The 14,968-nt window shown below is 38.1% G+C and carries 11 protein-coding genes; 7 read left to right on the forward strand and 4 right to left on the reverse strand.

Annotated features, from left to right (window positions below; genetic code table 11):
- Positions 1-12 precede the first annotated feature (12 nt).
- The 4 genes from DK857_RS00955 (at position 13) to ydhT (ending at position 3,255) form a co-directional block, all read left to right on the forward strand.
- Positions 13-726, forward strand: a complete 714-nt coding sequence (locus DK857_RS00955) for a YdhW family putative oxidoreductase system protein (RefSeq protein ID WP_227003098.1) — start codon at positions 13-15, stop codon at positions 724-726.
- Between the two features lie 66 nt (positions 727-792).
- On the forward strand, positions 793-1,464 hold the full coding sequence (locus DK857_RS00960; protein WP_109401320.1) for a 4Fe-4S dicluster domain-containing protein: 672 nt from the start codon (positions 793-795) through the stop codon (positions 1,462-1,464).
- Positions 1,461-2,258, forward strand: a complete 798-nt coding sequence (phsC, locus tag DK857_RS00965; RefSeq protein WP_109393228.1) for a thiosulfate reductase cytochrome B subunit — start codon at positions 1,461-1,463, stop codon at positions 2,256-2,258. Before DK857_RS00960 ends, phsC begins: the two co-directional genes overlap by 4 nt.
- A 25-nt stretch (positions 2,259-2,283) precedes the next feature.
- Entirely contained in the window at positions 2,284-3,255 is a 972-nt protein-coding gene (gene ydhT, locus DK857_RS00970) for a protein YdhT (RefSeq protein ID WP_109401321.1), read from the forward strand.
- A gap of 69 nt (positions 3,256-3,324) precedes the next feature.
- On the opposite strand, the gene brnQ is transcribed toward ydhT, so the two are convergent.
- The 3 genes from brnQ to phoB form a co-directional block, all read right to left on the reverse strand.
- On the reverse strand, positions 3,325-4,668 hold the full coding sequence (gene brnQ, locus DK857_RS00975; protein ID WP_109393226.1) for a branched-chain amino acid transport system II carrier protein: 1,344 nt from the start codon (positions 4,666-4,668) through the stop codon (positions 3,325-3,327).
- Positions 4,669-5,147: 479 nt separating this feature from the next.
- Positions 5,148-6,446 carry a phosphate regulon sensor histidine kinase PhoR gene (phoR, locus tag DK857_RS00980; RefSeq protein WP_109401322.1) on the reverse strand — a complete coding sequence of 433 codons (1,299 nt, stop codon included), beginning with the start codon at positions 6,444-6,446 and terminating at the stop codon, positions 5,148-5,150.
- A 23-nt stretch (positions 6,447-6,469) separates the two neighbouring features.
- Positions 6,470-7,159: a phosphate regulon transcriptional regulator PhoB gene (gene phoB / locus DK857_RS00985; RefSeq protein ID WP_109393224.1), complete on the reverse strand. Its 690-nt coding sequence runs from the start codon at positions 7,157-7,159 to the stop codon at positions 6,470-6,472.
- Positions 7,160-7,380: 221 nt separating this feature from the next.
- Here phoB and sbcD point away from each other — a divergent pair, with 221 nt between their 5' ends.
- From sbcD to DK857_RS01000, 3 genes are all read left to right on the forward strand, one after another.
- Positions 7,381-8,610, forward strand: a complete 1,230-nt coding sequence (sbcD, locus tag DK857_RS00990; protein ID WP_109393223.1) for an exonuclease subunit SbcD — start codon at positions 7,381-7,383, stop codon at positions 8,608-8,610.
- Entirely contained in the window at positions 8,610-12,338 is a 3,729-nt protein-coding gene (locus DK857_RS00995; protein WP_109401323.1) for an SbcC/MukB-like Walker B domain-containing protein, read from the forward strand. Before sbcD ends, DK857_RS00995 begins: the two co-directional genes overlap by 1 nt.
- 130 nt (positions 12,339-12,468) lie before the next feature.
- Positions 12,469-13,068, forward strand: a complete 600-nt coding sequence (locus DK857_RS01000) for a nitroreductase family protein (protein WP_109393221.1) — start codon at positions 12,469-12,471, stop codon at positions 13,066-13,068.
- Positions 13,069-13,330: 262 nt separating this feature from the next.
- Here DK857_RS01000 and DK857_RS01005 read toward each other — a convergent pair whose 3' ends face one another.
- Positions 13,331-14,953 (reverse strand): bifunctional metallophosphatase/5'-nucleotidase, encoded by a 1,623-nt coding sequence (locus tag DK857_RS01005; protein WP_075673988.1) that lies wholly within the window; start codon positions 14,951-14,953, stop codon positions 13,331-13,333.
- Between the last annotated feature and the right edge of the window lie 15 nt (positions 14,954-14,968).

Consider the following 14,968-nt stretch of genomic DNA (forward strand, 5'->3'; position numbering starts at 1 on the left):
AAGGAGATCATGATGATAGAACAAAATGCATCGGCTTCTATACCACAAGATATCGCTGATGATGCAGATATTGCTTTAGAGCAACCTGATATTTCTCGTCGCCGTTGGTTACTGCCATTATCAGAAACAGGTGTTGGACGTAGTGCTAACACCTCAACAGATATCGCAGAAGAACCCATTGCGGAAGTAGCAGAATTATCTGCTGAACAACATCTAGCGAATGCGATACGTCAATGTTCAAAAGAAGGTGAACTATTAGCAATTTCAACGCTGTATGATGCGCCCTATTCTCTGACTGAAGAGGACATTGCGCAGTTAGAAACCGCGTTAAAGAGCGACGAGTTTATTGATATCGCCCATTTAAGTCTCAATGGCGAGGATTATTATTACTCTGATGAATTTATGTCAGATAACTTCGCACAACTGCAATTATTAAACCGCCATGCGGATATTTGTACAGCAATTGCAGGTGTAGTTCGTTTTGAATGCGAAACCTATCCTCGACCATTGAAACAAAGCATGTTGATGTCTGAACCCTTTAAATACACGGCTTCAGAGATTGAAGATGCACTGACACTGATGAAAACTCACCCTGATTTTCAGGATATTCAGCAAGTTTTAGCATCCAACGATGCCCCTTATCTCTTTAGCAATACGTTAATGAGTTACGGCAAAGCACGAGGCTTAACTGAATGGATCGAGGTAGAACAACATGAAAATCCTTAATGTTCTGCCTTATCAACGAAATTCGATGTGGGTATTACAACATCATCAGACTGAGGAGCAAAAATAATGCGTGTTTCTCGCCGTAAATTTGTAACAGGTATGGGATCGGTCATTTTTTTCAGTGCGCCACTAGGAAGTGCGCTTGCGGCAACTGCAGAAAAAAAACCTATCCGCTATGCCATGATCCACGATGAGACGCTCTGTAATGGCTGTAATATCTGCGCCACTGCATGTCGTCGATTAAATAAAGTACCCAATGGTATGGCACGAATGGATATTGCCCATATTCCATTAAGCCTCAAAGAAGACAACGATAAATATCATTTCTTTAGACACTCTTGCCAACAATGTGAAGATGCCCCTTGTATTCCGGTTTGCCCTACAGGTGCTTCTTGGCGTGATGAAACCAATGGCATCGTTCGTGTTAATAAAGAGAAATGTATTGGTTGTAGCTATTGTATATCGGCATGTCCATACCAAGTCCGTTATCTTAACCCTGTGACACATGTTGCTGATAAATGTGACTTTTGTCTTGAGTCTCGATTACAAAAAGGTTTCCCACCGATTTGTGTGAGTGCTTGTCCACAAAGTGCCTTGTTATTTGGTAGAGAAGACAGCCCTCAAATTCAAGAATGGCTCAAAACACACGATTACTATATTTATCAACTTGATGGTGTAGGAAAACCGCATCTTTATCGTCGTGTAGGGCCTCATGTTCAAGAGGAGGGTAAAGTATGAGTATCGTCAATACAATGCCAGACAGTGCTCAGTTCCAAGCCGCACTAAAAGAGTATGTTTTAATCTATACTCCCGACTATTTACCTCTTTGGCTAATTGTTGCAGGCGTATTATTTATTGGCATGCTACTTGTGCTCGCACTACATGGCTTTTTACGTTATCGCTTTGCCACACCACATGGTGAATCGCATAAAGAAGAGAAACTCTATCTTTACTCTAAAGCTGTTCGTTTATGGCACTGGAGTAATGCCTCTTTATTTATTCTGTTACTTCTAAGTGGTGGCATCAACCATTTCGCCCTACTTTCAGCCCACGATACCGCGTTATTAGTTAGTGTGCATGAAATCTGTGGTTATCTGCTCTTGGTTTGCTGGTTGTCCTTTGTTCTTATTAATCTTATTGGTGGTAATGGCAAGTTTTACCGCATTGATGGCAAAAACTGGTTTCAACGCGCCTTTATGCAAACTCGTTTTTATCTCTACGGTATTATTAAAGGAGAAGGTCATCCTTTCCCAGCAACACCCAATGTTAAGTTTAATCCACTGCAACAAATGGCTTATTTAGGTGTGATGTATGCGTTAGTTCCACTGCTTTTGATAACTGGTGTTTTACTTCAAAATCCAGCATTCATTCCTGCTGATGCTGTAATGTTTAAAGCTTGGTTATTAATCGCGCACCAAATATTAGCTGTATGTAGTGTCTTTTTTATCATTGGTCACCTTTATCTGTGTACAACAGGAAAAACGCCATTCCAAACATTTCGCAGTATGGTTGACGGTTACCATAGACACTAATTAATACATGGATTAAGGAGCTTATATGTCAGTCCCTTCAAAGGAAAATATTAGATTAACAAAAGAAGACTTACGACAACTGCATGTTTCAACTTCGCTTTATCGTTGGTTTTTACGTTATTTTCCTGATGGAGGCACTTACAGTGCTATTCATAGTGAGTTAATAAAACAGCGCCGTACACAGTGGATAGAAAGCTTTATTCAATATATTTATTTACGTCATTTTAGTGAAGTATCCTTTGCCAAACAGGAACAAGAAGTCATGGAAAACATCTTGTTCCTGCTCGGCAATGAACAACAACAAGGCGTGACATTACAACGTCTGCCCTATCACAACACTTTGCCAACCTCTGAAAATATTCAATTTTCTACTGAATGGCATCAATTGATCTTAAAAAGTCAGCAATTAAGCACTGACCTCGCTTTATGTGGCAGTAATAACATCGTCGCTTTTTCTGGTGATGAAAATAGCATTTCTAACACGGGTTATAGCAATCAATTAATGAATACGGGTTTCGCAGGAAAAGTGTGTAATACGGGTAATCAGTGTCGTATTGGTAGCTTAGGTGGGCGCTCTCGCATTTGTAATAGTGGCAATGATGTCAAAATTTATGCGTCAGGTAATGGTGTTCATATCGCAAACAGTGGTATACGTAATTTCATTACCGCCTCTCAAGATCGCGCAAAAGTCACTAACACTGGTGATTTAGCGCAAATCAATGTTACTGGAAATAACTCTGTGGCAATTAATACAGGTGATAACTGTAAAGTCACGGTATCTGGCGACGACAGTATTTGTATCTCAACAGGTGATCTCCATCAGTTTTGCTTAGGAAAAGGCGGTAGTGTCGTTATTGCTTATCATGACGGCAATCGTACCCGCTTTAAAATCTTCTATGAAGGTGAGGATGGTATCATCGCTGGAGTTCATTACTATTTAGATGAAAATCAGCATCCTGTTGCACATATAAAACAGAATTCGACTTCTGTTAATTAATACCTCAAATATATATTATTAAAAAAGGGAAACTTTCGTTTCCCTTTTTACTTTTACAATCAATGTACTTTATTGCTTATTGATGGCTTCAGTATGGATCACTTTTTTACTCTGTAAGCCTGCGACTCTATCGTAAATACCACACACAACAATCGCTACTAATACTGGGATCAACCACGCTAAACCTTGCTCACTTAGTGGCAGTTTTGTCGCCCATTCTGGTAATAAATGTTTCAGATAATTAGACGCTTTTATTGCATCAAAAATACCGAAAAATAAGCTAACAGCCATTGCTGGCGCGATAATACGGCTTGGGTTATTCCACAGACGTAATGTGAAACTCATTAAAATAATCACAATACAAGGTGGATAAATCATTATCAGTACAGGAATAGAAAACTCGATCAGTTTGCTCAATCCTAAATTTGAAACAACGGCTGAAAATATCGCTAAAATCAACACTAATACACGATAAGAGATAGGCAAATAACGGCTAAAAAACTCTGCACAAGCACAGGTTAAACCAACAGCAGTCACCATACAGGCTAAGAAAATCAGTACGGCTAAGAAGAAGCTACCAAAATTACCAAAAGTGTACTGAACATAGGCATGTAAAATATCAGCACCATCTTGAGCACCCGGAATGATACTGCCACTGCTAGAGCCTAATTTAAATAAACTCAAATAAATCGCAGTTAATAATACACCCGCAATAATTCCTGCCCACATGGTATAACGTGTTAACAATGATGAATTATCAATCCCTCGAGAGCGTGCTGCATTAACAATAACAATACCAAAAACCATAGCACCCAATGTATCCATGGTGAGGTAACCGTTAATAAATCCCTGAGTCAACGCCATATCACGATAAGCTTCAGTCGCAGGAATAGCGCCACCAGCAGGCCAAAATACCGCAGCCATACCTAATATCGCTAATGCCAGAATTTTAATCGGTGCAAGAATATGACCAACACTGTCTAGTAATTTCCCCGGATAAAGCGAAATACCAATAACAATTAAGAAATAGACAATGCTATAAATCAGCAATGAGATTTCTGTATCACCCACTAAAGGAGCAATACCCACTTTAAAAGAAACTGTTGCAGTACGAGGGGTTGCAAAAAGTGGTCCAACAGCAAGATAAGCAACAATGGCTAATAGCAATCCCATTGATTTACCAATAGGTGTACTTAATGCCTCAATACCACCACCGACCTTTGCCAGTGCAACAACCGTTAAAACAGGTAAACCCACACCAGTGATCAAAAAGCCAATCGCAGCAGTCCAAACAAATTCGCCTGATTGTAACCCCACCATTGGAGGAAAAATAATGTTGCCAGCGCCAACAAATAGGGCGAATGTCATAAACCCTAATGCCAGAACATCTCTGGAAGTTAATCTATGTGCCATAAGTTTTGTTAATATGTAGTTACAATAATGGTTAAATTACGCCAAGGTAGCGCAACATAAAATCAACAACATCTATTTAAGCTCAGACCGTCATTATTCAGGATAATATTTAAATATAATCATTTCATGCAGAGCAATTAAGTACTAAATAGAAAAATTTGCCGATAACTGCTCACAAGTAAAACTTTTATAATGAAAAAAGGCAATAGCCAATCCTAAAACCAGAATAATCATCTAAACTATTTTTCAGCACTAGTTATAACTTTCATATATCATAGAATATACATGATATGATTTGTGCACTTTATCACCAATAATATTGAGTATTGGCATCATTTAAAGTTACCATTAATTAATAATATTAAAATTTAACGCTACGATATTAGTTTTTATTGATATTAAAAAGATCAAGAAAGGGGCAAAAAAGCCTTTATCACAGATTAAAGACAAGTGATAAAGGCTTTAAAAAAGACATACTACTAGTGTGTTTTTTTAGCAGTAAGCAATGTTTGAGGAAGGATAAAAGAGAATGTACTCCCAACACCTACTTTACTTTCAATATTTAATTGAGAGTGATGATGAAGTAGTGATTTTTTCACAATAGCCAAACCTAACCCTGTACCGCCAGAATGACGAGAACGAGCTTTATCAACACGATAAAAGCGCTCTGTTAAACGAGTTAAGTGTTCTGCGCTAATCCCCGAACCATTATCTGAGACACTAAATAACATACCTTGGGGAACTTTCTTCCAACTGACTTTGATTGTTGTACCTTCTTCAGTGTGATTAATAGCGTTATACACTAAGTTAGAAACCGCACTACGTAATTGCTCTTCATTACCTCGAACAGCCCAATGCTCATCAACATCAAAAATAATATGGTGTTGACTTTGACTCAATGAGTCCGCTTCTTGTTGTAATAAAGCCAAAATAGCAGGAATATCAACAATTTTGTTTAAATCGATATGAGGAGCAGATTCGATACGAGAAAGTTGTAAGAGTTGTTGAACAAGCGTATCCATGCGCTTAGCTTGCTCTTGCATCGTCACTATAGCCTTATGCTCTGCTGGTTTAGCGACACTATTTTCTTCCATCATTTCAAGATAGCCTTGAATAACGGTTAAAGGCGTTCTTAATTCGTGACTCACGTTGGCAAAAAAATCACGTCGTGCATTTTCTAGTTTATTTTTTTCTGTCACATCTCGCGCCACCATTAGGCGCTGATCTTCGCTATATGGCATCACACGAAATTCCACAATAGATCCATTATTAAGAGAAATCGTTAAAGGGTGACTAAAATCGCCTGCGGTAAAATAGTGCAAAAAATCTGGATAACGTAATAAATTAAAAATATTTTGCCCGTTATCTTCTGGCCAGCGAAAACCTAATAGATGTTGAGCTAAGCTGTTACACCAAAAAATATTACCTTCATTGGTCATCATTACAACCGCATCAGGTAAGCTTTCAGCCCCGCTTCTAAAACGCTTAATTAAGTCGCCTAATTCTCGACGTCGTTTTCGATTACGTTGCTGTGTTTGTCGAATACCATAAAAAATAGGCTCCCATCCTCCTCTTCCTTCCGGAGGCAGTACTGAGCGATCTAGCCATAACCATTTAGATAATTTCAGCAAGTTATAGGCATGCCACACAAGTGCACTAAGTAGCGATGCCACCAGCAACCAAGAAAGATGCCCGATAAAAAGCGATAATATAAAAGCAGGTAAGCAAAATAGACATAGCCCCCAAACGAGGGCTTTCCACGATAGTCGTTCTAACACCTGACGATTACTCCCATATTGACTTAGAAACGGGCAGAGAAACGATATCCCGTTCCACGTACTGTCTGTATCATTCTGTCATGACCATCTTCTTCGATGGCTTTACGTAAACGACGAATATGCACATCAACAGTACGGTCTTCGACATAAACATTCGTTCCCCAAACATAGTTTAGCAGTTGTTCTCTGCTATACACGCGTTCAGGATGTGTCATAAAAAAGTGCAGGAGTTTAAATTCGGTAGGTCCCATATCAATCGGTTTATCTTGACTCGTTACTCGATGAGAAACAGGATCAAGTCCTAATCCATTGAATTCAATAATATCTTCCGAAGACATTGGTGATAATCGTCGTAAAATTGCTTTCACGCGAGCCACAAGCTCTTTAGGTGAGAAAGGCTTAATGACGTAATCATCAGCACCCGTTTCTAACCCTTGAACTTTATCTTCTTCTTCCCCTTTTGCTGTTAGCATAATAATTGGAATATCACGGGTGTTACTTTCCCGCTTCATCTGTTTTATTATCTGCAAGCCTGATCCACCAGGGATCATCCAATCTAATAAAACCAGATCAGGGTAAGGATCAATAAGAAAGCTCAATGCAGAATCATAGTCTTCTGCTTCAATAGGCTGAAAACCATTTTGTTCCAAAACAAAACAGATCATCTCTCGAATTGCGGTTTCATCTTCAACAACAAGAATACGCCTTGCCATACTCTATCCTGTGTAATGTATATAGAGGGTCAAAATGATTATGATGCAGTTTTATGACAGATTTATGACTAACCTTAACATTACTGAAATAGATCCCAGTTGTTAAGGTAAATAAATCATTTTTCGGTGAAATATCACTCAAAAAGAAGGCTTATTGTTGGATTTTCACTAAAAAAGTAAGGTGCGCTATACTCTTCATCAGATAAAAAAGAGGAATAGCAATGCGGATTATTCACACATCAGACTGGCATTTAGGGCAATATTTTTTTACTAAAACTCGAGCTCAAGAACATCAACAGTTTCTTGATTGGTTGTTAGCACAAATTAAACATTATCAAGTTGATGCATTGATTGTTGCAGGAGATATTTTTGATACAGGCTCCCCACCAAGTTATGCCCGAGAGCTTTATAACCGCTTTGTTGTTGCTATCCGAGATACACAATGCCAGCTCGTCATTCTGGGTGGTAATCACGATTCAGTCGCAACACTAAATGAATCTAAATCATTATTAGCATGTTTAAATACAACGGTTATTGCCAATGTTCATGCTGAAACCCCACAAGCTCCGCTTATTCTTCCTCAAAAAGATAATACTCCGGGAGCATTACTTTGTGCGATCCCTTATCTACGCCCTAGAGATATGATAAGTAGTAAAAGTGGGCAATCAGGTGCTGAAAAACAAGATATCCTAAAAGAAGCGATTGCTGATTATTATCAAGCTCAATATCAAGAGGCTCTCGATTTACGTAAGCAACTAAACGTCAATATTCCTATTATTGCAACAGGTCACCTTACAACCATTGGTGCAAGTGTAACGGACTCTGTACGTGAAATTTATATCGGTACTTTAGAGGCTTTCTCTGCAACACTATTTCCTGAATTTGACTATATTGCTCTTGGTCATATTCATCGCCCTCAAGTGGTAAATAAATCAGGTCATATTCGTTATAGTGGCTCTCCTATTCCTTTAAGTTTTGATGAAAGCGGACAACAAAAAAGCGTCTGCCTTATCGATTTCGAACAAGACAAATTAACTAATCTCACACTATTACCTATTCCTGAATTTCAGTTGCTACGCACTATCAGTGGCTCATTAAAAGAGATAGCCATACAACTTGATGATTTAAAAAAACAATACGATGAAACAGATACCACTATTTGGTTGGATATCGAAGTTTCAACACAAGATTATCTCAGTGATATACAAACCCGAGTTCAAGAGCTAACTAACGATCCCCTTTTTGATGTGATCTTATTAAGAAGAGCCAGAAAACAGCGCCAAGCATTCACACAAAATGAGAACGAAACACTGACCGAATTAACGGTTTATGATGTTTTTGAAAGACGCTTAGAACAGCATGAATTTGATTCAGAAGAAACGAAAACACGGTTAACAACATTGTTTAAACAAGCTGTTGAAATGGCAGAACAAGAGGATAACGAAGCATAATGAAAATCTTAAGTCTGCGATTTAAAAATATTAACTCTTTAAAAGGTGAGTGGAAAATCAACTTTGACCAAGAGCCTTTTGTTAGCAACGGATTATTTGCTATTACAGGCCCTACCGGGGCAGGAAAAACCACACTATTAGATGCGATTAGTTTGGCGCTTTACCACTGTACTCCTAGACTAGGCCGAATAACTAAAACTCAAAATGAATTAATGACACGCCACACGGCAGAGTGTTTAGCTGAAGTTGAATTTGAAGTTAAGGGTGTGGCGTATCGAGCATTTTGGGAACAAAAGCGCGCTAAAGGTAAACCAGATGGTAATCTTCAAGAACCTAAAGTTGAATTAGCTAAAATTAATATACTGAGTGGCAACGATAAAATATTAACGAATAAAATTAGCCAAGTAAAAGAAGAAATTATTAATATTACAGGGCTCGATTTTGATCGTTTTACTAAGTCAATGTTGTTATCTCAAGGACAATTTGCGGCCTTTTTAAATGCAGATGATAAATCTCGCGCTGAATTACTCGAAGAACTGACTGGCACAGATATTTATCGCCATATTTCCCAATCGATCTTTAAGCATTGGCGTGAAGAAGAACAAGCCTTAAAAACACTAAAGCAACAAGCCGAAATGATGGCGTTATTAGATGAAAATGCTCGCCAAGCTTTATTAACTGAGCAAACTGAACTTTTTGCCAAAGAGAGACTATTACAAAAAGAACAACAGGAATATCAAGCAGCAAAGCAGTGGAAAGAAAAAGACATTGAAATCAAGAAAAACAAGCTATTAGCACAAAACGGAGTTAACTTAGCGCAAGAAGCATTAGTTGCTGCCAAGCCCGATATTCAACGTCTTGAAAATAGCGAACCCGCTGAAAAGATCCGCCCGATTTATGATGAAAAAAATCGTCTATTAAAAGAACAAACCTATATTGAGTCACAACTCTCAACCTTGAAAGCAGAAAAACGGCTTATTGAACAACAAAGCCAACCTATTAGCCAGCGATTAGTGGAGGCTCGTGACACATTTAAACAACACGATGATAAAAAACAGCAAATATTACAACTTATTCGTGAAGAAGTGACGCCATTAGATAACCAGTTAGTCTTGCTACAACAAGATATTTCAGCAAAAACACAGCAAAAAAACACACTGGAAAAAACACAGTCAGAATATCTGGAAAAAATACAATTAACAGAAATCCAATTAGCTGGATCACAAAAACAATTCAATGAATTAAGTGAATATTTAAATCAGCATACAGCTTATGCTCAACTTGCTGAGAATTTACCTTTGTGGCAACGCTATTTTGAACAATATGATGAAATTGCAGAGAAATATCTAATTAGTCAGAAAAGTGAAAAAGCAGAACAAGAAAAAGAGCAGTTACTTAAACTTGCTCTCGAAAAAACAACACGCACACTAGAAACACAACAACACGCTCTTAATTTACAACAACAACAATTAAGTGAATTACAAACGCAACTTGAGCAACAAAATAAAGCAGATACAATTGCAGATATTCCTCATCGCTTGCAACAAATTTCTCAGCAAAGAAATGCGCTCGCAAAAATAATGGGATTACAGGTTCAATTACAGCGTGCTCTAAAAACTGAACGTCTGTACCAAAAAAGTCATTCGGAAAACCAGCAAAAAATAGCTGTACTGACTGAAAATATCAGCAAAAATGGCATCGTTTTAAGAGAGAAAGAGCAACACCTTAAAGATTTAAATGACAATTATCTTTTAATTCGGAAATTAGCTGAATACGAAGAAGAGAGACAACGTTTAGTTAAAGACAATCCATGCCCTGTTTGCGGTTCAACTGAACATCCTTATGTTGAAAAATATAAAGAAATAAAACCAGATGAAACAAAAACACGATTAGATATTTTAACGCAACAAGTTCATGCATTAACTATAGAGTTAGTAGAACAAAAAACACAATGTGCTAACTATCAAGCTCAAAATGAAAAATTAAGTAGCGACCTTGAGCAACTAACACAAGATATTGCGTCATTAAAACAGCAATGGCGAGTCTTAGCTCAAACTCACGCATTACCGGATGTTGATTGCGAAGAAACTGTTTTAACTCAATTAGATGCAGCACTTGAAAAAGAAGATAATTTACTGACGCAAAAACGAGTAAATTACCAAGCATTAGAAGCCAAAATTCAACAAGAATACAAGCTGTTATCTGATAATAAAGAACAATTTTATCAACAACAGCAAGCTATTCTTCATCAACAAAATCAATTAGCTCAGCAACAAAAAGAAGCTTCTAATAAACGACAACAAACAGCGCAATATCTTCAACAACACACCCAATTAGCGCAAGATATTCAATCCCTTGTCAAACAACAAGGTTATGAGTTACAGGTATCTGAAGATAAAATTCAATGGCTTATTGCGCGTAAAGAAGAAAGCCAACAATATCAATCAACATTAAAAACACATCACGAATTACAACAAACAATCCGCGAATTGTTATTAACGCAAAAAGAGAGAAAACGCTATTTAGCTGAAGTTCAAAAAGAACTTGATGCTGTTTTAGTTCATTTACAACAATTACATCAACAACAAAAACAACTAAAAACCCAACGCCAAGCTTTATTCGGCACACAAACTACCGAAGATGCTCGCAATGAGTTGGATAAACAAAGTCAGTTGTTACAAAAACAAATTGAGCAATATAGCGAAGAAAAAAACCGACTCGAAATCCGTTTAAATCAGCTTATTGGCCAATATCAGGAAAACGAAAAATCACTACAACGGCTTCATGTTCACTCACAAGCCACCCTTGAACAATACCAAAACAGATTAAAAAACAGTCCATTTGATGATGAGAACGCATTTTTAGCCTCATTACTATCGGTTGAAGAGAGAAATCATTTACAAGAGCAGCAAAAACAAAGACTTGATAAGCTTCTGCAAGAAAAAACGCGTTTGGATACACAAGAAAACGTATATCAACAGCACTTATCACAGCAGCCAATATTGGCAACACAACAGGATCTCGAGCAAATTACCGCTCAGTTATTGATGTTAGAAACACAGTTTACTCAATTACAAGAAACGAAATTTCGTATTCAAGAACAACTGCGTACTGACGAGGAAAAGCGTAAAGAGCAACAGGATCTACTAACTCATATTGCCAAACAGCAATCTCAGTTTGATGATTGGAGTTATTTAAATGAATTAGTGGGATCTGCATCAGGAGATAAGTTCAGCCGTTTCGCCCAAGGATTAACGCTTGATCATCTGATTTATTTAGCTAACCGTCGTTTAGAAAAGCTTCATGGGCGTTATTTCTTACAGCGTAAAACACCAGCAAGCCTTGAATTACAGATTGCAGATACATGGCAAGCGGATGCACTGCGGGATACTCGCACGCTTTCTGGTGGCGAAAGTTTCTTAGTCAGTTTATCACTCGCTTTAGCGCTTTCAGATTTGGTCAGTAACAAGACTCAAATTGAATCACTATTTTTAGATGAAGGCTTTGGCACATTAGATCCTGATACCTTAGATATTGCATTAGATGCACTCGACAGCCTTAATGCATCCGGCAAAATTATTGGCGTAATTAGTCACGTAGAAGCCATGAAAGAACGTATTCCTGTCCAAATTAAAGTAAAAAAAGCGGGAGGTTTAGGTATTAGCCAACTTGCTCCTGAGTTTAGATTTTCAGATAAACAGAATGAAAATCAAAAAGTTAAAAACTAGGTCGAATATTTTGACGTAACTGATTAAATTTTTTATATATCAATAAATCACTGCTAAGCCCTATAGTATGTCCATAGATTAGCCCAAGCTAAGACACGCTTTAAGCGCTTAAATTTATCGAGGAGACATCATGTCTAACGCATTTACTGATTTAATGAAAAAACGTAGAACAATTTATCATTTAGGTAATCAACTTCCAATTAGCGAAGACAGAGTCACGGCAATTATCAAAGAAGCGGTTAAAGAAAGCCCAACTGCATTTAACTCACAAACATCTCGTGTAGTTGTTCTGTTTGGTGAACAACATCAAAAACTGTGGGATATCGTTAAAAATACCCTGAAAAAATTAGTACCCGCAGAAGCATTTAGTGCAACTGAAGCAAAAATTAATAGCTTTGCAGCTGGTGCTGGTTCAATTCTGTATTTTGAAGACACCGATATTGTAAAAGGTCTTCAAGAGCAATTCCCACTGTATGCGGATAACTTCCCTGTATGGTCAGAACAAGCAAGTGGTATGGCGCAACTTTCTGTTTGGACTGCATTAGCAGCAGAGAACGTAGGTGCTTCATTACAACACTACAACCCAATTATTGATGATGAAGTTCATGCAACTTGGGATCTGCCAAAAACATGGAAATTAAGAGCTCAAATGGTCTTTGGTTCTATCGAACAAGAGGCTGGCGAGAAGAGTTATATGGAAGATGATTCACGCTTTAAAATCTTCAAATAAGTGTTAGAAGAGACATCTGACAAAAGACCCTAAATAATACCCTCTTTTTTACTTTCATTCCTTGCCCACAGCCATTGTGGGCTTTTTTTTATCTCTCATTTAAGTCATTCACAGTTATTTTTAATAAAAAAAAGAGCAAAGTGCGCAATGAATACAAAGGTAGGGATGGACCCTTTGTGTTCAACACTTTGCTCTCTTTATTTATTTACGCACCTTCTACTAAAGTAAAAGGTGCGATTTTCACAAGGCGTATGAAAATACGTTATTTACGTGTGATGTTATTTGCTTTTGGTTGAGCAATTGGAGACTGCTCAGCAAAATATTTCACGACTGCATCAACATCTGGCACGCTGTAAACTGGATCTTTACCTTCTTTCAGTACAGAGAAGTTACTACCACCTGTTGCTAAGTATTCGTTAGCCACAACACGGTAAGATGCTTTCATATCCACTGGTTTGCCATCAATTTTCATTGATTCGACGATAACACGGTTACCATTAGAGGCTTTGCTATCCCATGTATATTGGAAGTTGCCTGAAACAGCTAACACTTGTGGACGTGAACGATCCCATTGTTGTTCTAATAGGCGTTTGATTTGTTCACCCGTTAACGTTTGAGTTAACAGTACGTTAGAGAATGGCTGTACAGTGTAGATTGCGTTATAAGAAACATCACCACCAGTCATATCAGCACGAATACCACCACTGTTCATAAATGCGATTTGTGCACCACCCATATCTTTTGGTTTTGCAGTATATAAATGCGCATCAGCAATCACTTGACCCAGTGCAGATTCACCCGCGTCATTCGTTTGCTTGTTCAGGTTACCTTCTAACTTACCGATAATACGATTAGCTAATGGGGTAGCAATTTTTTCGTAAGCTTCTAACAGTTTAGTAACTGCTGGATCTTTTTCGTATTTACGGTTATCAACCCAAATGTTACGAGCTTCGATATCAACAACATCTTTCGTTGTTTTATCTAATTTCAGGTCGATACGCGTTAACATTGCACCATTAGACTGTGCCGATGTCACTGATTTACCGTTGATAGTACAGTTATAAGCTTGGTGAGTATGACCAGTCACAACGAAGTCGATAGCTGGATCTAATTGTTCAACAACACCCAGTACTTTACCTGTAATACCATTACATGCGTTGATATTAACTGGACCACCATCACGACGCTGTGCAGCACCTTCGTGGATCAGAACACCAATTGCTTGAACGCCTTTTGCTTTTAACTGAGGCACTAATGCGTTAATTGTTTTTGCTTCATTGTGGAAGCTTAAGCCTTCGGTTCCTTTAGGGGTTACGATAGCCGCAGTACCTTCTAAAGTTAAACCGATGAATGCAACAGGAATACCGTTGAATTCTTTAATAACGTATTCTGGGAATAATGTTTTGCCAGTTTCGTTAACAATAACGTTAGCCGCTAAGTATTGGAAATCTGCGCCTTTAAACTCAGTTGGGCCTTGGCAACCCGTTACTGGGTGACAACCACCGTTTTGTTTACGCAGTAACTCGCCCATGCCTTTATCAAATTCGTGGTTACCCACTGAAGTTGCTTCTAAGCCTGCTAATGATAATGCTTCGATTGAAGGCTCATCATGGAACATTGAAGATAACAGTGGGCTTGCACCAACCATATCACCCGCCGCAACAACGATGTTGTTTGGGTTATCTTTCTTCATTTCTTTAATTAACGTAGCCATGTGCTCAATACCACCAGGTTTGTTTGGACCTGGCGCTTTTAGCGCACCGTGGAAGTCGTTCATTGCGATAACACGCACATCAACAACATTAGCTTCGTCGTAGTTTTTTGCACAACCTGCTAATAAGACTGAGCTTACAGCAAGTGCAACGAGTTTATATTTATGGTTCATTTAAAATTTATCCCT

Origin of the sequence: Proteus terrae (assembly GCF_003144325.1) — a bacterium.
Lineage (GTDB): Bacteria > Pseudomonadota > Gammaproteobacteria > Enterobacterales > Enterobacteriaceae > Proteus > Proteus terrae.

Coding starts and splice junctions, on each gene's coding strand:
- phoB (WP_109393224.1), bottom strand. CDS start 7,159: ATGGCAAGGCGTATTCTTGTTGTTGAAGATGAAACCGCAATTCGAGAG.
- brnQ (WP_109393226.1), bottom strand. CDS start 4,668: ATGGCACATAGATTAACTTCCAGAGATGTTCTGGCATTAGGGTTTATG.
- DK857_RS01005 (WP_075673988.1), bottom strand. CDS start 14,953: ATGAACCATAAATATAAACTCGTTGCACTTGCTGTAAGCTCAGTCTTA.
- DK857_RS00960 (WP_109401320.1), top strand. CDS start 793: ATGCGTGTTTCTCGCCGTAAATTTGTAACAGGTATGGGATCGGTCATT.
- phsC (WP_109393228.1), top strand. CDS start 1,461: ATGAGTATCGTCAATACAATGCCAGACAGTGCTCAGTTCCAAGCCGCA.
- sbcD (WP_109393223.1), top strand. CDS start 7,381: ATGCGGATTATTCACACATCAGACTGGCATTTAGGGCAATATTTTTTT.
- ydhT (WP_109401321.1), top strand. CDS start 2,284: ATGTCAGTCCCTTCAAAGGAAAATATTAGATTAACAAAAGAAGACTTA.
- DK857_RS00955 (WP_227003098.1), top strand. CDS start 13: ATGATAGAACAAAATGCATCGGCTTCTATACCACAAGATATCGCTGAT.
- DK857_RS00995 (WP_109401323.1), top strand. CDS start 8,610: ATGAAAATCTTAAGTCTGCGATTTAAAAATATTAACTCTTTAAAAGGT.
- DK857_RS01000 (WP_109393221.1), top strand. CDS start 12,469: ATGTCTAACGCATTTACTGATTTAATGAAAAAACGTAGAACAATTTAT.